Source organism: Nocardioides sp. NPDC092400 (assembly GCF_040684155.1).
GTDB lineage: Bacteria > Actinomycetota > Actinomycetes > Propionibacteriales > Nocardioidaceae > Nocardioides.
Map to the genome: position 1 here is coordinate 694,112 of NZ_JBFBFJ010000002.1, position 17,372 is coordinate 711,483.

Consider the following 17,372-nt stretch of genomic DNA (forward strand, 5'->3'; position numbering starts at 1 on the left):
GATGGACTTCGTCAAGCCCACCATCGAGTACGCCGAGCTCGCCCCGCTCCTGATCGTCCTGGGCGGCGCCTGCCTCGGCGTCGTGGTCGAGGCGTTCCTGCCGCGGGAGCGGCGCCGCCTCGTGCAGGTCGTCCTCAGCGCCCTGGTGCTGCTCGCGGCGCTGGCCACCACCATCTGGCTCGCGACCGACCTCGAGGAGGTCGCCGACGGCGCCGCCCGCGGGCTGCTCGCCGCCGAGGGCACCGTCGTCGTCGACGGCCCGACCCTCTACCTGTGGGGGCTGATCCTCCTGCTCTCCCTCGGCGGCGTCGCGCTCTTCGCCGAGCGCCGCGTCGAGGGCGGGGTCTCGGCGTTCGCCGGCCAGGCCGCGGCGCTGCCCGGCACGGAGGCCGAGCGGGAGATCTCGACCCGCGGCTGGGAGCACACCGAGGTCTACCCGCTGCTGCTCTTCGCGGTCGGCGGCATGCTGCTCTTCCCGGCCTCCAACGACCTGCTCACGATGTTCGTGGCGCTCGAGGTGCTCTCGCTGCCGCTCTACCTCCTGTGCGGCCTGGCCCGGCGACGGCGCCTGCTCAGCCAGGAGGCGGCGCTGAAGTACTTCCTGCTCGGCGCGTTCTCCTCCGGCTTCTTCCTCTACGGCGTCGCGCTGGTCTACGGCTTCGCCGGGTCGATGCAGCTCTCCGCGATCGCCGAGGCGGTCCGCAACGACACCGAGAACCAGGGCCTGCTGCTCGTCGGCATGGGCATGCTCGCCGTCGGCCTGCTGTTCAAGGTCGGCGCGGCGCCGTTCCAGGGCTGGACGCCCGACGTCTACCAGGGCGCGCCGACCCCGGTCACGGCCTTCATGTCGGCCGCGACCAAGGTGGCGGCGTTCGGTGCGCTGCTGCGGCTCTTCTACGTCGCCTTCGGCTCCGACCGGTGGAGCTGGCAGCCGATGATGTGGGTCGTCGCGATCCTCACCATGGTGGTCGGCGCTGTCGTCGCGGTCTCCCAGACCGACGTGAAGCGGATGCTGGCCTACTCCTCGGTCGCGCACACCGGCTTCCTGCTCACCGGGGTGCTCGGCGTGCAGGGCGCGGGCGACCTCGCCGAGGGCCAGGTCACCTCGCTGCAGGCGGTGCTGTTCTACCTCGCGACGTACGGCGTGGCAACGCTCGGCGCGTTCGCGATCGTCACGCTCGTCCGCGACTCCAACGGCGAGGCCACCCACTTCGACCGGTGGGCCGGACTGGGCCGCCGCTCGCCGTGGCTGGCCGCGGCGTTCGGGCTGTACCTGCTCTCCATGGCCGGCATCCCGCTGACGGCCGGCTTCGTCGGCAAGTGGGCGGTCTTCACGGTCGCGATGTCGGCCGGGGCGTGGCCGGTGGTGCTGACCGCGATCGCGTCGAGCATCATCGCGATCTTCTTCTACGTCCGCTACATCCGGATCATGTTCTTCGCCGAGCCCGACGCGGACCTCGGCGAGGTCGCGTCGGTGACGACGCCGTCGCTGCTGACCTCCGCGACCATCGCGGCGGGCGTGGTGGCGACCGTCGTGATCGGCGTCGTGCCGGGCCCGGTTCTCGATCTCGCGGCCCGTGCGGGAGACTTCATTAGGTGAGCACCAGTTCGTCTGCGGGTCTGGCCCTGCCGGTCACCGACCCGGCCCTCGGGGCGCGCCTGCGCGACCGCATGGCCGAGGTCGAGGAAGCGCTCTACGCCCACGTGCGGAGCCGCTACCCCTACGTCACCGAGGCCGCCAGCCACCTGCTCGACGCCGGGGGCAAGAGGTTCCGCCCGCTCCTGGTCCTGCTGGCCGCGGAGGCGGGTCCCGAGCCGCTGGCCCCCGAGGTGCTGACCGCCGCGTGCGTCGTGGAGATCACCCACGTCGGCTCGCTCTACCACGACGACGTCATGGACGAGGCCGCGCTGCGCCGCGGCGCGGACTCCGCCAACGCGCGCTGGGACAACCACGTCGCGATCCTGACCGGCGACTTCCTCTTCGCGAAGTCCTCGGAGCTGACCGCGCAGCTCGGCCCGGACGCGGTCCGGATCCAGGCCGAGACCTTCAGCCGGCTCGTCGAGGGCCAGATCCTCGAGACCGTGCCGCCCGGCGAGGGCGAGGACCCGCTCGCGCACTACCTCGACGTGGTGGCGGGGAAGACCGGCTCGCTGATCGCCACCTCCGCCCGGTACGGCGCGCGCTTCGGTGGCGCGTCCGCGGAGGTCGAGGAGGCGCTGACGGCGTACGGCGAGATCGTCGGCTCGGCCTTCCAGCTCTCCGACGACATCCTCGACATCGCCTCGGAGTCCGCCGAGTCCGGGAAGACCCCGGGCACCGACCTGCGCGAGGGCGTCCCGACGCTGCCCGTGCTGATGGCCCGGGCCTCGACCGACCCCGCCGACGCCCGGCTGCTCGAGCTGCTGGACGCCGACCTGACCGACGACGCCCTGCACGCCGAGGCCCTCGACCTGCTCCGCAAGCACCCGGCCCTCGAGGAGGCCCGGGCCTACGTCGTCGCCCGCGCCACCGAGGCCAAGGACCTGCTCACGGTCCTCCCGCAGGGTCCGGTGCGCGACGCCCTGGAGGCCTTCGCCGACGTCGTGGCGGTCCGCTCCGCCTGAGCCGCCGGCCCCACCCCGGACGCGACAGCGGCCCGGGACACCACTGGATGTCCCGGGCCGCTGCGTTCTCGCGACTCAGCCCTCAGGCACCTCGTCGACCAGCGTCGTGGAGAGCGACGTGCGGTAGTGACCGTGCCCGCCGGCACCGCCCCGGTCGCCCGCAGCTGGGTCTGCACCTCGCCGAGGTACTCGCCGGTCCCGGGGTCGACGACCACGCTGGTGGCGTAGGCGCCGTCGTGGACACCGATGGCGGTGCCGGTCCGGCCGTCCAGGGTGACGGTGTCGTCGACGACCCGCACGCCGGGGACGAGGGCGAGCGCCTCGTAGAGCGCGCGTCGCAGGTCGAGCGGGACCAGGCCGCTGCGCAGCAGGAGGGCGGCGCTCCCGACCGCTGCGGCGCCCGGGTCGGCGCCCACCCCGCCGCCGTCCTCGAGGTAGTCCAGCAGCTCCTCGGCGTCGCGGGTCAGCGTCGGGATGTCGGAGACCGAGACCGGTGTGACCCCGCCGCCGAGCTCGCCGTTGCCGAACTCACCGGCCACGCCCTCCTCGACCCCCGGGTCGTCGGCGTGGGCGGACACGGCGTAGTCGCGGTCCGCCGCGCGGCGCACCGCGGCGCCGCCGTACACCTCCTCCGGCTGCTCGCTCCAGTACCGGCGCACCCAGGTGCCTCGCCGGTCGTGGGGGACGTACGTCGTGGTGACGCCGCTGGTCCGGTAGGCGCCGACGACCTCCCGGCCCCGCTGCACGTAGCCGAGGGACTCCTCCCGGGTCTCGACGGCGAGGTACTGGCCCGGCCCGGGGGCCGGGGCGTCCGCGGCCCGCTCGGCGGCGCGCTGCAGGAGCTCCGCGGCCGTCGCGGGGGACGTGCCGACGGGGTTGGTGGCCACCAGGCCGACGGCCAGGGCCAGCGCCACCCCCGCGGCGCCGGCGAGCAGCAGCGGCGTCCGTCGCCGGGCCGCCGGGCGGCCGGCGGCCCGCGACAGGAGCCGGGCGCGGGCCGGCGCGAGGGTCGCGGGGTCGGGGGTGGCGACGTCGTCGCGGACTCGGCTGAGCAGGTCGATCTCGTCCATCAGGGTCTCCAGGTGGCTGCGGGGTGGGGGACGGGGCTGGTGGGGGTGGCCGCGCGGAGGGTGGCGCGGGCGCGGCTGATCCGCGAGCGCACGGCCCCGGTCGGCACGTCGAGGGCCTCGGCGATCTGCTCGTAGCTCAGGTCCGCCCAGGCCAGGAGCAGGAGCGCGTCCCAATGCGCGGACGTGAGCGACCGCAGGGCCTGGGCGAGCCCGGCGACTGTGCGCTGGGCGTCGACCTGGTCGTCGACGGTCGGCCCGACGTCGCCCTCGAGGGACTCGCCCGGCACCCGGGCCAGGGCGCGCAGCATCCGCACCTCGTCGCGCCGGTGGCGGTGCAGCACGCGCGTCGCGATCCCGTAGAGCCAGGGGACGGCGCTCTCCCGGGCGAGGTCGAAGTGGCGGCGCCGCTCGAACGCCACGAGGAACGTCTGGGAGAGGACGTCGTCGGCGACGGTGGGGTCGGTCCGGCGCGCGGCGAACCGGTGGATCGCTGCGGCGTGGCGGTCGAAGATCGCGGCGAACGCCGGCGGGTCGTCGATCGAGCTCCGCACGATCTCGCTGTCGGTGGTCACACCCCTACTTGTCCGTTCCCCCTCCACCGGTTCCCTCCTGCACGGGTGGGCGCCACCCGTCCTCCTCCCGGATCGCCCGGGCCACCCGCTGGCTGATCCCCCGCAGCTGGCGCGCCTGGGCGCGGGTGAGCGGGTCCAGGACCAGCCGGTGGACGGTGGCGACGTGGCCGGGGGTGGCCGCGTCGAGCGCCTCCCGGCCCTGCTCGGTGAGCGTCGCGAGGGTGTAGCGACCGTCGGCGGGGTCGGGTGCGCGCACCACCCAGCCGCGGGTCTCCAGGCGCGACACCGCCCGGGAGAGGCGGGAGAGCGAGCTGTTCGCGTAGCCCGCCAGCACACTCATCCGCAGCGTCCGGTCCGGTGCGGACGCGAGGGCGTAGAGGACGCCGTACTCGAAGTGGGTGAGGCCGGCGTCGCGCTGCAGCTGTGCGTCGAGCGCGGCCGGGAGCCACTCGAGCACGGTCGCGAGGGCGCTCCAGGTCTCGAGGTCCTCGCCGGTGAGCGGGGGCGGGGTGGGGGAGTCGGGCACGGCACGAGGATAGGCCGTCATGACTTGATCGAGAAAGTCATCCACCGTACGTTTCACTTGACTGAGCAAGTGATCGGTGCTGGTGACGGCGCCGCGACGGAGGGACGGACGCATGGACCTGCAGCTGAGGGGGCGGACCGCCTTCGTGAGCGGCTCCACCCAGGGGATCGGACGGGCGATCGCGGAGGCGCTGCTCGCGGAGGGGGCCGCCGTCGTCGTCAACGGGCGCGACGGGACGCGGGTGCGCGCGGTGGTGGAGGATCTCCGGGCGGCGGTGCCGGACGCGGACGTCTCGGGGATCGCCGCCGACCTGGCCGACCCCGCCCAGGTGCAGCGGCTGCTGGCGGAGCTCGGGGACGTCGACGTGCTGGTCAGCTGTGCCGGCGTCTTCGGGCTCGCCGCCTTCGCGAAGGTCTCCGACGCGGAGTGGCAGCACTACGTCGAGGTCAACCTGATGGGCGGGGTCCGGCTCTCCCGGCACCTGCTGCCCCGGATGCTCGAGCGGGGCTGGGGCCGGGTCGTCTTCGTCGGCACCGAGTCCGCCGTGGACGTCCCCGCCGACATGGTGCCCTACGGGGCGACCAAGGCCGCGGCGCTCGCGCTCGCCAACGGGCTGGCCAAGCTGACCCGGGGCACCGAGGTCACCGTCAACACCGTCCTCGGCGGCCCGACGTGGTCCGACGGTGTCGCTGCGGCCGTGGCCGAGGTGGCCCGGTCCCAGGGTGCGCCGGTGGAGGTGGTCAGGGACGCGGTCGTGGCGGGGAACCCGACCTCGCTCCTGCAGCGGTTCATCGACCCGGCCGAGATCGCCCACCTGGTGGCGTACCTCGCCAGCCCGCTGTCGTCGGCCACGAACGGCGCGGCGCTCCGGGCCGACGGCGGCGTCCTCACCACGGTGCTGTGAACGCGCGAGCCGGCGCCGCACTCCTGGGCGGCGCCGGCTCGGCGAGGTGCGGTGCGGGTCAGGCGTGCTTGTGGACCACCACGACCGAGGGGCGCGGGAAGTCGTCGGTGTGCGGCCAGGTGCTGGCCGGCGTCTCGAACGTCGCGCCGTCGACCTCACCGGGGTGCTGGACGGCCACGAACAGCGAGCGGTCCTGGTCGGTGATCAGCGGCCCGCAGGCCTCGGCACCGCGCGGGACGGTGACGAACTGCTCGACCTTGCCGCGCAGCGCGCCCTTCGTCGGCACCCGGAAGATGCCGTCGTTGGAGCCCAGGACGTTGCCGTCGGTGGAGATCCACAGGTTGCCCTCGGAGTCGAAGGAGACGTTGTCGGGGCAGCTGATCGGGCTGACCTGCGACTTGTCGAACCCGGCGAAGTAGGTCTCCTGCGCGGCCGGGTCCCCGCAGACCAGCATCAGGTCCCAGGTGAAGGTCGTGGAGGCGTGGTCGCCGCGGGCGGGGGTCAGCTCGAGCACGTAGCCGTTGCGGTTGCCCGACTGCTCGCGCAGCGGCTCGCCGAGCGCGGGACGCGTCATCGACTTCCCGACCGGGTTGGCCTCGTCGACCGGCAGCGCCGTGGTGCCGCGGTTGGAGTTGTTGGTCAGCGCGACGTACACCTTGCCGGTCACCGGGTTCGGCTCGACGTCCTCGGGACGGTCCATCTTGGTCGGACCGACCTTGTCGGCGGCCAGGCGGGTGTCGATGAGGACGTCGGCGACGCTCATGCCCTCCACGTAGGACGTGGTGTCGCTCGTGAGCCGGATCCACTCACCGGTGCCGTCGTAGCCGTCCTGGGTGCCGTCGCCGGTCAGCTTCGCGACGTAGAGCGCGCCGCGCGTGAGGAGGGTCAGGTTGTGGCGGCGGGCCGCGGCGCCCCGGCCCTTCTTCATCTTGTCGCGGGAGACGAACTTGTAGAGGTAGTCGCCGCGCTCGTCGTCACCCATGTACGCCACCGCGCGGCCGTCCTTGGCCAGGGCGACGTTCGCGCCCTCGTGCTTGAAGCGGCCCAGCATCGAGTGCTTGCGGGGGGTGGAGGTGCGGTCGGTCGGGTCGAGCTCGACGACCCAGCCGAAGCGGAACGGCTCGTGCGGCTCGGTGGTCAGGTCGAAGCGCGGGTCGACCGACGACCAGCCGCGTCCGGCGCCGGTGACGCCGATGCGCTTGTAGGAGTCGGCGTAGCGCGGGTCGAGGTCCCCGGAGGCGTCGAAGTACTGGTTGAAGTTCTCCTCGCCCGAGAGCACCGTGCCCCACGGCGTCATGCCGCCGGCGCAGTTGTTGAGGGTGCCCATGACCTTGCGGCCCGACGGGTCGGCCGAGGTCCGGAGGCGGGGGTCGCCGGCGGCGGGGCCGGTCACGGCGAACGCCGTGCGGGTGCTGATCCGGCGGTTGTGCCGGGTGCCGGAGGGCGAGACCCGCAGCCAGGAGCCCGCGGTGCGGCCGCGCTTGATCTCCAGCACGGACATGCCGTGGCTGAGGATCTCGATCTCCTTCTGGGTGTCCTCGGGGTAGAGGTCGGTGGGGAACATCAGGTTCGGGTCGGTGTACTCGTGGTTGACCACGAGCAGCGCCCGGTCGCCCTTGAGCGGCAGCACGCCGACGTAGTCGCAGTTGTAGCCGAACTGCTTGGCCGCCGAGTCCGGCGTCTGGCGGCGCACGTCGAAGCGCGGCGCTCCCTTCTCGACCGGGTCGCCCCAGCTGGCCACGACGTCGCTGCGGAAGCCCTCCGGCACGACCACCGCGTCGCGCTTGTTCGGCGCCACCGGGCGGAAGGACGTCCGGCCGAGGTCCTTGCCGACCGCCGCGCGGGCCACGCCCGCGGGGGTGGTGGCCGGTACGGCGGCCGCGGGAGCGGAGCCGAGGCCGGCGAGCACCATCGCGCCGGTGCCGACGGCCGCGCCCTGCAGGACCGACCGGCGGGCGACGGCCTTGCTGATCTCGTCGCGGACATGGCCGTTGGTGCTGGTGTTCGGGACCGGCTGGTCGCAGGCGTTGCCGCAGCGGAACTGGCAGGTCAGGTGGCTGCGCGAGCCGTGCGGCCCGGAGGTGAGGAGGGGGAGCAGCATGCGCGGTTCGCGCGAGGCGGTGGTCATGGCGCGGACGCTAGGCAGGACGGGTCAACCGCCGGGGAGGGAACGGTGACCCGCAGGTGAACGCCGAGGGGACGGCCGTCGGCCGACCCCGCCGCGCAGGACGGGCGGCGTCAGGCGGCGGTGCTGGAGGCGGCCAGCAGCCGGAGCTGGCGGCGGCGGTGGTTGTTGGCCTCGACGGTGAAGACCACCAGCGCGACCCAGACCAGGGCGAAGCCGGCCCACCGGGCGGGCGGCATCTCCTCGTGGAACCACAGCACGCCGAGGGCGAACTGCAGGACCGGGGTGAGGTACTGCAGCAGGCCGAGGGTCACCAGCGGGACGCGCGTCGCGGCCGCGCCGAAGGCGATCAGCGGGATGGCGGTGACGATGCCGCTGCTCATCAGGAGGACGGCGTGGCCCAGGCCGTGCTGGCCGAAGCCGGACTCGCCGGTGGCCACCAGCACCGCGACGTACGCGACGGCGAGGGGTGCGACCACGGCGGTCTCGACCGCCAGGCTCTCGACGGCGCCGACGTTAGCGGTCTTCTTGGTCAGCCCGTAGGTGCCGAAGGAGACGGCCAGCACGAGCGCGACGTACGGGGGGTGGCCGTAGTCGAGGGTGAGCACGGCGACCGCGGCGGTGGCGACGCCGACGGCGACCCACTGCGCGGGCCGCAGGCGCTCGCCGAGGACCAGCACGCCGAGCAGCACGGTCACGAGCGGGTTGATGAAGTAGCCGAGCGAGGACTCCACGACCCGGTCGTTGTTGACGCCCCAGATGTAGGTGCCCCAGTTGACGCTGATCGTGACCGCCGCGACCGTCAGCAGCAGCATCGTCCGGCCCGAGCGCAGCAGCGCCCGGAGGTGGGACCCCCGCCCGAGCACGACGACGAGCAGCCCCATGGTGACCGCCGACCAGAGGATCCGGTGCGCCAGGACCTCGACCGCACCAGCCGGTTCGAGCAGCGGGAAGTAGAGCGGGAAGCCGCCCCAGACCAGGTAGGCGGCCACGCCGAGGAGGAGGCCGCGGCGCGCGTCTGACACCGGACGAGGATAGGGGTTTGTCGGCGAGCGCCCGTGGGCAGGTTGGGGTTCCATGCCCCACGGACTCCTGGAGGAGATCACCCCCATGCGCACGAACCGCGTCGTTGCCACCCTCATCGCACTGGTCGTCATGGCCGCCACGCCGTTGGCGCTCACGGCGCCGGCCACCGCCGCCGACAAGGTCAAGCGCGAGATCAGCGTCCAGGGCATCGAGCCCAAGCCCAACCGCTTCTTCATCAAGGGCGGGGTCGAGACCGGGTCCTACCCGAAGGCCAAGCTCGTCATGATGAAGAAGCCGGGCGGCTCGAAGAAGTGGACGACCTACAAGACCTTCCGGACCGACGCCAAGAGCAAGTTCCGCGTCCGCGTCGTCGGTCCGGGCCGCGGCAGCCAGAAGGTCTGCTACAAGGTCAAGGCGCCCTCGAGCTCCAAGTACAAGACCTCGTTCTCGCGGAGCCTGTGCATCGTCAAGCTCTGAGACGTACGCCGGGCCGGCTCTCGGGCCGCCGGAACAGCAGGAAGGGTCCCCGCTCTCGGGCGGGGACCCTTCGTGCGTCTCGGCGGCGCCAGTGCCGCGCTCCGGCGGTCAGACGGGTCAGACGACCGTCCAGGTGTCGCCGGAGCCGATGAGCGCGGCGAGCTGGTCGGCCGGCGCGCCGGGTGCGTCCTGCCGGGCGGTGGTGACCTGGGCGCGCGCCTGGTCGTCGTACGTCGGCCGCTCCACGGCCCGGAAGATGCCGATCGGCGCCTGGTGCAGGTAGTCGGCCGCGGTGAGCCGGCTGATCGCGAAGGCGGTCGAGGGGTCGGCGGCGTGCGCGTCGTGGACGAGGACCGCGGACTCCTCCACGTCGGCGGCGAGGGCGACCTTGACCCCGCCGGTGACGTGGTCGCGGACGACCACCTTCGACCCGCGGCCGTCCTCGCCGGGGGTGCCGAAGCGGACCTGCTCGCCGTGGACGAGCGGGATGATCGCGTCGGCCTTGGTGTCGTTGCCCTTGATGGCGTCGAAGGCGCCGTCGTTGAAGATCGGGCAGTTCTGGTAGATCTCGACCAGCGAGGTGCCGCGGTGCGCGGCGGCCGCGGAGAGCACCGAGGTGAGGTGCTTGCGGTCGGAGTCGATCGTGCGGGCGACGAAGGACGCCTCGGCGCCCAGGGCCAGCGAGACCGGGTTGAACGGGTGGTCGACCGAGCCCATCGGGGTGGACTTGGTGACCTTGCCCGGCTCCGAGGTCGGGGAGTACTGCCCCTTGGTCAGGCCGTAGATCCGGTTGTTGAACAGCAGGATCGTCATGTTGACGTTGCGGCGCAGCGCGTGGATCAGGTGGTTGCCGCCGATCGAGAGCGCGTCGCCGTCACCGGTGACGACCCAGACCGAGAGGTCCTCGCGCGCGGTGGCGATGCCGGTCGCGATCGACGGCGCGCGGCCGTGGATCGAGTGCATGCCGTAGGTGTCGAGGTAGTACGGGAACCGGCTCGAGCAGCCGATGCCCGAGACGAACACGATGTTCTCGCGGCGCAGGCCGAGGTCGGGCAGGAAGCCCTGGACGGCCTTGAGCACGGCGTAGTCGCCGCAGCCGGGGCACCAGCGCACCTCCTGGTCGGAGGAGTAGTCCTTGCCGGTCTGCGGCTGGTCGTTGGTCGGGACCAGCTCGACGCCCGAGCGCAGGCCCGGGAAGGGGAGCTCGGTGCCCGAGGTCCCGGTGAGGGGCTGGGCGGTCACTTGGTTGCCTCCGTGGCGGTGGTGGTGAGGTCGACCTCGATGCCCTCGGCGTCGGCGACGAGGCCGCCGATCGCCTCGGCGAGCTCGGCGGCCTTGAGGGGCAGGCCGCGGACGTGGTTGTAGCCGATCGCGTCGACGAGGTAGCGGGCGCGCAGCAGCATGGAGAGCTGGCCGAGGTTCATCTCGGGCACGAGCACCTTGTCGTAGCGCCCCAGGATCTCCCCGAGGTCCTTGGGGAAGGGGTTGAGGTGGCGCAGGTGGACCTGCGCCACGTCGTACCCGGCCTTGCGGACGCGGCGCACGCCGGCGCCGATCGGGCCGTAGGTGGAGCCCCAGCCGAGCACGAGCACCTTGGCGCGACCCGACGGGTCGTCGACCTCGAGCGGGGGGAGCGACTCCGCGATCCGGTCCACCTTGGCCTGGCGGGTGCGGACCATGAAGTCGTGGTTGGCGGGGTCGTAGGAGATGTTGCCGTGGCCCTCGCCCTTCTCCAGGCCGCCGATGCGGTGCTCGAGACCGGGGGTGCCGGGCACCGCCCACGGCCGGGCGAGGGTCTCCTCGTCGCGGAGGTAGGGCCAGAAGTCAGTCTCCTCCTCGGTGACCGTGCCGTCCTCGAGCGTCGCCGCGGGCTTCACGACGTGGTTGCGCTCGGTGGCGAAGTTCGGCTCGATGACCGGGAGGTCGGCGATCTCCGGGATCCGCCAGGGCTCGGAGCCGTTGGCGAGGTAGCCGTCGGAGAGCAGCATCACCGGGGTGCGGTAGGTGACCGCGATCCGCGCGGCCTCGATCGCGGCGCCGAAGCAGTCACCCGGCGACTGGGGCGCGACGATCGGGACAGGGGCCTCGCCGTTGCGCCCGAACATCGCCTGCAGCAGGTCGGCCTGCTCGGTCTTGGTCGGCAGGCCGGTCGAGGGGCCGCCGCGCTGGACGTCGACGACGACCAGCGGGAGCTCGGTCATGACGGCCAGGCCGATGGCCTCGGACTTCAGCGCGATGCCCGGACCCGAGGTGGTGGTGACCCCGAGGTGGCCCGCGAACGACGCGCCGATGGCGGCGCCGACGCCGGCGATCTCGTCCTCGGCCTGCAGCGTGGTCACGCCGAACGCCTTGTGCTTGCTCAGCTCGTGGAGGATGTCGGAGGCCGGCGTGATCGGGTAGGACCCCAGGAAGACCGGCAGGCCGGACTGCACGCCGGCGGCGACCAGGCCGTAGGCCAGCGCCAGGTTGCCCGAGATGTTCCGGTAGGTGCCCGCGGAGACCGGGGCCGGCTTGATCTCGTAGGAGACCACGAAGGTCTCGGTGGTCTCGCCGAAGTTCCAGCCGGCCTTGAACGCCGCGATGTTGGCGTCGCGGATCGCGGGCACCTTCGCGAAGCGCTTGTTGAGGAACGCCGTCGTCGACTCGGTCGGGCGGCCGTACATCCACGACAGCAGGCCGAGCGCGAACATGTTCTTCGCGCGGGCGGCGTCCTTGCGGGAGAGCCCGAACTCCTTGACCGCCTCGACCGTCATGCCCGTCAGGTCCACCGGGTGCACGGCGAACTCGCCCAGCGCCGAGCCGGCGTCGCCCAGCGAGTCGAGCGGGTTGGCGTCGTACCCCGCCTTGGTCAGGTTGCGACCGGAGAAGTCGTGGGTGTCGACGATGATCGTCGCGCCCTTCGGCAGGTCCGGCAGGTTCGCCTTGAGCGCGGCGGGGTTCATCGCGACCAGCACGTCGGGCGCGTCGCCCGCGGTCAGGATGTCGTGGTCGGCGAAGTGGACCTGGAAGGACGAGACGCCGGGGAGCGTGCCCTGGGGGGCGCGGATCTCGGCCGGGAAGTTCGGCAGGGTCACCAGGTCGTTGCCGAAGACGGCCGACTCCTGGGTGAACCGGTCACCGGTCAGCTGCATGCCGTCGCCGGAGTCGCCGGCGAACCGGATGATCACCCGGTCGAGCTGCTTGACCTGCTTCTGTACCTGGCTGGACACCTCAGGCCCACTTCCTTGCTGCGTCTATTCGGACGGTTCGTGTCCGTTGCTGGAGTCGATCGTAGGGCTCAACGAGCAGAACTGGAACACGTTCCAGTTCCACGGTCGGCCGGCGCGACCTCTCCACGATAGAGACCGCGCGGGCGCATCCGAAGTCGTCTCCGTTGCTGGACCCGGACCAGACCAGTGAGTCCGGACACACGTGTCGATGGGCGACTTTGTGGGTTAAGTGACCTAGTCTGCTCAAGATAAGCAATGGACCTCGGTTTCGTGCCGGGGCTGGAGAAAGTCGGGACAGACATGAACATCAAGGTTGCCGTGGCCGGTTTCGCCGCGGGGGTGCTGACCTTGACCGCGTGTGGCTCCTCCGCGGAGGGCGGCTCGGGCTCGGACGGCGAGACGGTCAGCATCAATGCGTTCTCGGTGATGGAGGCGGCCAACGAGCCGGTCTTCGAGGACTTCCAGGCCACCTCTGACGGGGAGGGCGCGCAGTTCCAGACGTCGTACGGCGCCTCGGGCGACCAGAGCCGCGCCGTCGAGGCCGGGGCCGACGCGGACGTCGTCCACTACTCCCTCGAGACCGACGTGACCCGCCTGGTCGATGCCGGCCTGGTCGCCGAGGACTGGAAGGACAACGCCACCGACGGGATCGCGACCTCGTCGGTCGTCGTCTTCGTGGTCCGCAAGGGCAACCCGGACGGCATCGAGGGCTGGGACGACCTGGTCGAGCCCGGCGTGGACATCATCACGCCGAACCCCGGCTCCTCCGGCTCGGCCCGGTGGAACATCCTCGCCGCGTGGGCGCACGTCAGCGGCAACGGCGGGACCGAGGAGGAGGCCCGCGCGTTCGTCACCAGCCTGCTGGAGAACACCATCGCCCTCCCCGGCTCCGGCCGTGAGGCGACCACCGCCTTCACCGACGGCAGCGGCGACGTGCTCCTGTCCTACGAGAACGAGGCGATCCTCGCCAAGCAGAGCGGCGCGGACATCGACTACGTCGTGCCCGAGGACACCCTCCTCATCCAGAACCCGGCTGCGGTCACCGAGGACGCCAGCGCCGCCGCCGAGGCGTTCCTGGAGTTCATGACCTCCCCGGAGGCCCAGGCCGACTACGCCCAGTCCGGCTTCCGGCCGGTCGTGGACGGCGTCGAGATCGGTGAGGTCGACGGAGCCAACGACCCCAGTGACCCGTTCCCGACCCCGGCGAAGCTGTTCACCCTCGACGACGACTTCGGCGGCTGGGGCGAGGCGGCCGACAAGTTCTTCGGCGACGGTGAGGACGGCAACCCGCTCGGCATCATCACCGAGATCCAGCAGAGCACCGGCAAGGTCGGCGAGGAGTAGTGTCGACCGCCCTCTCCGGGGCGACCATCGACGCGGCCCGGCCGGCGGACCCCACCCCGGGGTCCCGCCGGCCGCGGCGCGCGCGTCGTACCGCTCCGAGGAACACGCTCAACCGAAGCGCGGGACTGGGCCTCGGCATCGCGATGGTGTGGTTCAGCGTCCTGGTGCTGCTCCCGCTGTCCGCCGTGGTCGCCGCGGCGGCCGAGGGTGGCTGGGGCCGGTACCTGTCGGTGCTGCGCAACGACCAGACCTGGGCCGCGGTCAGCCTGACGGTCGGCCAGTCCCTGCTCGTCACGCTGATCAACGTCGTCATCGGCACGGTCATCGCGTGGGTGCTCGTCCGTGACCGCTTCTGGGGCAAGTCGCTGCTCGACGTCGTCATCGACGTGCCCTTCGCGCTGCCCACCATCGTCGCCGGCCTGGTCCTGCTGGCCCTCTACGGCCCCAACAGCCCGCTCGGGGTCCACTGGGCCTTCACCGAGCACGCCGTCACGCTGGCGCTGGCCTTCGTGACGCTGCCGTTCATCGTCCGCACCGTGCAGCCGGTCCTCGAGGAGCTCGAGACCGACGTTGAGGAGGCGGCTGCCTCGCTGGGCGCCAGCCCGGTCACGGTCTTCCGCCGGATCATCCTCCCGTCCCTCGCCCCGGCGATCGCCGCGGGCGCCGCGCTGTCGTTCGCCCGCGCGATCTCCGAGTACGGCTCGCTGGTCCTGCTCTCGGGCAACAAGCCCTTCGAGACCGAGGTCGTCTCGGTGCGCGTGCTGACCTTCATCGAGAACGGCAACACCGCGTCCGCCGCGGCGCTCGCCTCGGTGATGCTCGCGGTGGCGCTGGTCGTCATCGTCGCGCTCGACATCGTGCAGAGGCGGGTGTCGCGACGATGGTGAGGACCTCGCTCCCCGTGCGCTGGCTGCTGCGCGTGCTCGCGGTCGGCTACGTCTTCCTGCTCGTGGCCTGGCCGGTCGCGCTGCTGGTCAAGAACACCTTCGGCCAGGGCCTCTCCTCGCTGACCGACGCGCTCTCGGACGAGCAGGTGACCGGTGCGCTGCAGCTCACCGCGATCATCGCCCTCTGGGCGGTCGTCATCAACCTGGTCTTCGGCGTGACCATCTCGATCCTGCTGGTGCGCTACCAGTTCCCCGGCAAGCGCGTCCTCTCGGCGCTGATCGACCTCCCGCTGTCGGTCTCGCCGGTCGTGGTCGGGCTCGCGCTCCTGCTCGCCTACAACGGCCGGACCGGCTGGTTCGGCCCCACGCTGGAGGACAACGGCCTCCAGCTGATCTTCAACTCGCCGGGCATGATCATGGCCACCTGCTTCGTGGCCCTGCCGCTCGTGATCCGCGAGGTGGTGCCGGTGCTCACCGAGATCGGCGACGACCAGGAGCAGGCCGCCCGCAGCCTGGGCGCCAACGCCCCGCAGACCTTCTGGCGGATCACGCTGCCCAGCATCAAGTGGGCGGTCGTGTACGGCGTGGTGCTGAGCCTCGCCCGGTCCGTCGGCGAGTTCGGCGCCGTGAAGATCGTCTCCGGGAACATCACCGGCCGCACCCAGACCGCGACCCTCGTGGTCGAGGCGAAGTACCAGAACTTCCAGCAGGACACGGCGTACGCCACGTCCTTCCTGCTGATCCTGGTCAGCATCGCCTGCCTGGTCGTGGTCGCGTTCCTCCGTCCCCAGCACGCCTCGTCCGGAAGGAAGTCCCGATGAGCATCGAGGTCTCCGGTGTCACCAAGAAGTTCGGGGACTTCGTCGCGCTCGACGACGTCTCCGTGTCCATCCCGTCCGGGCAGCTGACCGCGCTGCTCGGCCCCTCCGGTGGCGGCAAGTCGACGCTGCTGCGGATCATCGCCGGCCTCGACTCCGCCGACGCCGGCCGGGTCGAGATCGAGGGCGTCGACGCGACCGGCCTGCCGGCGCAGAAGCGCGGCGTCGGGTTCGTCTTCCAGCACTACGCGGTCTTCAAGCACATGACGGTGGCCAAGAACGTCGCCTTCGGCCTGGAGATCCGCCGGAAGCCGAAGGCCGAGATCGCCGCCCGGGTCGACGAGCTGCTGCGCCTGGTGCACCTCCAGCAGTTCAGCCACCGCCTGCCCGCCCAGCTCTCCGGCGGCCAGCGCCAGCGCATGGCGCTCGCCCGCGCGCTCGCGGTGGAGCCCAAGGTGCTGCTGCTCGACGAGCCGTTCGGTGCCCTGGACGCGAAGGTCCGCAAGGAGCTGCGCGACTGGCTGCGGCGGCTGCACGACGAGGTGCACGTGACGACCGTCTTCGTGACCCACGACCAGGAGGAGGCCCTCGAGGTCGCCGACGAGATCGTGGTCGTCAACCAGGGGCGCGTGGAGCAGGTGGGCACGCCCGACCAGCTCTACGACGAGCCGGCCAACGACTTCGTCATGGGCTTCCTCGGGGAGGTCACGGTGCTCGGGGGCGTGCACCTGCGCCCGCACGACATCGAGGTCACGACGGCGCCGGCGCCCGGCGCCGTCCGGGGCACCGTGTCCCGGCTGCTGCGGATCGGGTTCGAGGTGCGCCTCACGGTGGCCCTCGAGGCCGGCCCGGACGTGACCGTCACCCTGACCCGCACCCACGCCCGCTCGCTCGGGCTCGACCAGGGGTCGGCCGTCTGGCTGGCCCCCGCCGCCGGCGCCACCACCGTGGTCGCCGGCGACCGGTCCGACCGCTCCGCCACGGAGCCGGTCGCCGGCTGAGACCGGGCGTCCGCCCGAGCCGTGCACCCGGCTCGGGCGGGCGTCCACCTCCCGCTCACGGGGTGCCGCTGCGTGGCCTCAGCGGTAGTTGGTGAACTGCACCGCGAAGTCGTAGTCCTGCTGCTTGACCAGCGCGATGATGGCCTGCAGGTCGTCGCGCTTCTTCGACGAGACCCGCAGCTCGTCGCCCTGGATCTGCGCCTTGACGCCCTTGGGGCCCTCGTCGCGGATCAGCTTGGAGATCTTCTTGGCGTCCTCCGAGGAGATGCCCTCCTTGAGGGTCACCGTGATCTTCGACGTCTGGCCCGACGGGCGCGGCTCGGAGGCGTCGAGCACCTTCAGCGAGACGTCGCGCTTGACGAGCTTGCCCTTGAACACGTCGAGGACCGCGCTGGCGCGGTCGTCGGCCGAGGCGCTGATCTCGATGACCTGCTCACCCGACCACTCGATCGTCGCGCCGGTGCCCTTGAAGTCGAACCGGGTCGCGATCTCGCGCGCGGTCTGCCCCAGCGCGTTGTCGACCTCCTGCCGGTCGATCTTGCTGACGATGTCGAACGACGAGTCGGCCATCTGTCCCTCCCGGTGACGTTTTTTCCTAGCGGTTGCGGCTGCGCTATTGTTTCGCCTCGTCGACACCGAGGGCCAATCGCCCCCGGACGCGGCACCCCGGCAGGTTGCCCGAGCGGCCAATGGGAGCGGACTGTAAATCCGTCGGCTTTGCCTTCGAAGGTTCGAATCCTTCACCTGCCACCGACGCCCCTGGCCTGAAGGCCCGGGGCGTCGAGTCATTTCCGGCCCGTGCGCCCGTG

At 72.0% G+C, this 17,372-nt stretch carries 16 protein-coding genes and 1 tRNA gene; 9 read left to right on the plus strand and 8 right to left on the minus strand.

Annotated elements, in window-relative coordinates; all coding sequences use genetic code 11:
* The first annotated feature begins 1 nt into the window (after position 1).
* Together nuoN and AB0N29_RS10795 are read left to right on the plus strand one after the other, a co-directional pair.
* Positions 2–1,600: an NADH-quinone oxidoreductase subunit NuoN gene (gene nuoN, locus AB0N29_RS10790; protein ID WP_302269557.1), complete on the plus strand. Its 1,599-nt coding sequence runs from the start codon at positions 2–4 to the stop codon at positions 1,598–1,600.
* A complete protein-coding gene (locus AB0N29_RS10795; RefSeq protein WP_302269558.1) occupies positions 1,597–2,604 on the plus strand; it encodes a polyprenyl synthetase family protein in 1,008 nt (335 codons plus the stop codon). The genes nuoN and AB0N29_RS10795 overlap by 4 nt, the downstream gene beginning before the upstream one ends.
* Here the strand turns inward: AB0N29_RS10795 and AB0N29_RS10800 are convergent.
* From AB0N29_RS10800 to AB0N29_RS10810, 3 genes are read right to left on the minus strand one after another with little or no spacing between them, the layout of a single operon-like run.
* Positions 2,490–3,674, minus strand: coding sequence for a CU044_5270 family protein (locus AB0N29_RS10800; protein ID WP_364866530.1), 1,185 nt, complete (start codon positions 3,672–3,674; stop codon positions 2,490–2,492). The two genes, AB0N29_RS10795 and AB0N29_RS10800, sit on opposite strands and share 115 nt — an antisense overlap.
* The gene (locus tag AB0N29_RS10805; RefSeq protein ID WP_364866532.1) at positions 3,674–4,246 is read right to left on the minus strand and encodes an RNA polymerase sigma factor; all 573 of its coding nucleotides are present in this window, start codon (positions 4,244–4,246) and stop codon (positions 3,674–3,676) included. Before AB0N29_RS10805 ends, AB0N29_RS10800 begins: the two co-directional genes overlap by 1 nt.
* A 4-nt stretch (positions 4,247–4,250) precedes the next feature.
* Complete coding sequence (locus AB0N29_RS10810; RefSeq protein ID WP_364866535.1) at positions 4,251–4,772, minus strand: MarR family transcriptional regulator; 522 nt, start codon at positions 4,770–4,772, stop codon at positions 4,251–4,253.
* Between the two features lie 112 nt (positions 4,773–4,884).
* Here AB0N29_RS10810 and AB0N29_RS10815 point away from each other — a divergent pair, with 112 nt between their 5' ends.
* Positions 4,885–5,676: an SDR family NAD(P)-dependent oxidoreductase gene (locus AB0N29_RS10815; RefSeq protein ID WP_364866537.1), complete on the plus strand. Its 792-nt coding sequence runs from the start codon at positions 4,885–4,887 to the stop codon at positions 5,674–5,676.
* Positions 5,677–5,734: 58 nt separating this feature from the next.
* Here the strand turns inward: AB0N29_RS10815 and AB0N29_RS10820 are convergent, their stop codons facing one another.
* Positions 5,735–7,804 carry a PhoX family phosphatase gene (locus tag AB0N29_RS10820; RefSeq protein ID WP_364866539.1) on the minus strand — a complete coding sequence of 690 codons (2,070 nt, stop codon included), beginning with the start codon at positions 7,802–7,804 and terminating at the stop codon, positions 5,735–5,737.
* A 110-nt stretch (positions 7,805–7,914) separates the two neighbouring features.
* Positions 7,915–8,826 carry an EamA family transporter RarD gene (rarD, locus tag AB0N29_RS10825; protein ID WP_302269562.1) on the minus strand — a complete coding sequence of 304 codons (912 nt, stop codon included), beginning with the start codon at positions 8,824–8,826 and terminating at the stop codon, positions 7,915–7,917.
* Between the two features lie 52 nt (positions 8,827–8,878).
* Here rarD and AB0N29_RS10830 point away from each other — a divergent pair, with 52 nt between their 5' ends.
* A complete protein-coding gene (locus AB0N29_RS10830) occupies positions 8,879–9,304 on the plus strand; it encodes a hypothetical protein (protein WP_302269563.1) in 426 nt (141 codons plus the stop codon).
* Between the two features lie 117 nt (positions 9,305–9,421).
* Here AB0N29_RS10830 and AB0N29_RS10835 read toward each other — a convergent pair whose 3' ends face one another.
* Together AB0N29_RS10835 and AB0N29_RS10840 are read right to left on the minus strand one after the other, a co-directional pair.
* Complete coding sequence (locus tag AB0N29_RS10835) at positions 9,422–10,492, minus strand: 2-oxoacid:ferredoxin oxidoreductase subunit beta (RefSeq protein ID WP_364866865.1); 1,071 nt, start codon at positions 10,490–10,492, stop codon at positions 9,422–9,424.
* Positions 10,493–10,542: 50 nt separating this feature from the next.
* The gene (locus AB0N29_RS10840; RefSeq protein WP_364866542.1) at positions 10,543–12,513 is read right to left on the minus strand and encodes a 2-oxoacid:acceptor oxidoreductase subunit alpha; all 1,971 of its coding nucleotides are present in this window, start codon (positions 12,511–12,513) and stop codon (positions 10,543–10,545) included.
* 300 nt (positions 12,514–12,813) lie between these two features.
* Between AB0N29_RS10840 and AB0N29_RS10845 the strand changes: the two genes are divergently transcribed.
* Genes AB0N29_RS10845 through AB0N29_RS10860 form a run of 4 tightly spaced genes read left to right on the plus strand, consistent with a single transcriptional unit; the run spans position 12,814 to position 16,563 of the window.
* Positions 12,814–13,857 (plus strand): sulfate ABC transporter substrate-binding protein, encoded by a 1,044-nt coding sequence (locus AB0N29_RS10845; protein WP_302269566.1) that lies wholly within the window; start codon positions 12,814–12,816, stop codon positions 13,855–13,857.
* Positions 13,857–14,744 (plus strand): sulfate ABC transporter permease subunit CysT, encoded by an 888-nt coding sequence (cysT, locus tag AB0N29_RS10850; RefSeq protein WP_302269568.1) that lies wholly within the window; start codon positions 13,857–13,859, stop codon positions 14,742–14,744. Before AB0N29_RS10845 ends, cysT begins: the two co-directional genes overlap by 1 nt.
* Positions 14,738–15,565, plus strand: coding sequence for a sulfate ABC transporter permease subunit (locus AB0N29_RS10855; RefSeq protein ID WP_364866545.1), 828 nt, complete (start codon positions 14,738–14,740; stop codon positions 15,563–15,565). The genes cysT and AB0N29_RS10855 overlap by 7 nt, the downstream gene beginning before the upstream one ends.
* Entirely contained in the window at positions 15,562–16,563 is a 1,002-nt protein-coding gene (locus tag AB0N29_RS10860; RefSeq protein ID WP_302269571.1) for a TOBE-like domain-containing protein, read from the plus strand. Before AB0N29_RS10855 ends, AB0N29_RS10860 begins: the two co-directional genes overlap by 4 nt.
* Before the next feature lie 78 nt (positions 16,564–16,641).
* Here the strand turns inward: AB0N29_RS10860 and AB0N29_RS10865 are convergent, their stop codons facing one another.
* Positions 16,642–17,133 (minus strand): YajQ family cyclic di-GMP-binding protein, encoded by a 492-nt coding sequence (locus AB0N29_RS10865; RefSeq protein ID WP_302269573.1) that lies wholly within the window; start codon positions 17,131–17,133, stop codon positions 16,642–16,644.
* Positions 17,134–17,231: 98 nt separating this feature from the next.
* Between AB0N29_RS10865 and AB0N29_RS10870 the strand changes: the two genes are divergently transcribed.
* Positions 17,232–17,313: transfer RNA gene (locus AB0N29_RS10870), tRNA-Tyr, on the plus strand.
* Positions 17,314–17,372 lie beyond the last annotated feature (59 nt).

Bases quoted from the DNA above. Each gene is read 5' to 3' on its own strand.
- AB0N29_RS10865 (WP_302269573.1), bottom strand. From the start codon at position 17,133: ATGGCCGACTCGTCGTTCGACATCGTCAGCAAGATCGACCGGCAGGAG.
- AB0N29_RS10855 (WP_364866545.1), top strand. From the start codon at position 14,738: ATGGTGAGGACCTCGCTCCCCGTGCGCTGGCTGCTGCGCGTGCTCGCG.
- nuoN (WP_302269557.1), top strand. From the start codon at position 2: ATGGACTTCGTCAAGCCCACCATCGAGTACGCCGAGCTCGCCCCGCTC.
- AB0N29_RS10820 (WP_364866539.1), bottom strand. From the start codon at position 7,804: ATGACCACCGCCTCGCGCGAACCGCGCATGCTGCTCCCCCTCCTCACC.
- AB0N29_RS10815 (WP_364866537.1), top strand. From the start codon at position 4,885: ATGGACCTGCAGCTGAGGGGGCGGACCGCCTTCGTGAGCGGCTCCACC.
- AB0N29_RS10830 (WP_302269563.1), top strand. From the start codon at position 8,879: ATGCCCCACGGACTCCTGGAGGAGATCACCCCCATGCGCACGAACCGC.
- AB0N29_RS10845 (WP_302269566.1), top strand. From the start codon at position 12,814: ATGAACATCAAGGTTGCCGTGGCCGGTTTCGCCGCGGGGGTGCTGACC.
- AB0N29_RS10860 (WP_302269571.1), top strand. From the start codon at position 15,562: ATGAGCATCGAGGTCTCCGGTGTCACCAAGAAGTTCGGGGACTTCGTC.
- AB0N29_RS10800 (WP_364866530.1), bottom strand. From the start codon at position 3,674: ATGGACGAGATCGACCTGCTCAGCCGAGTCCGCGACGACGTCGCCACC.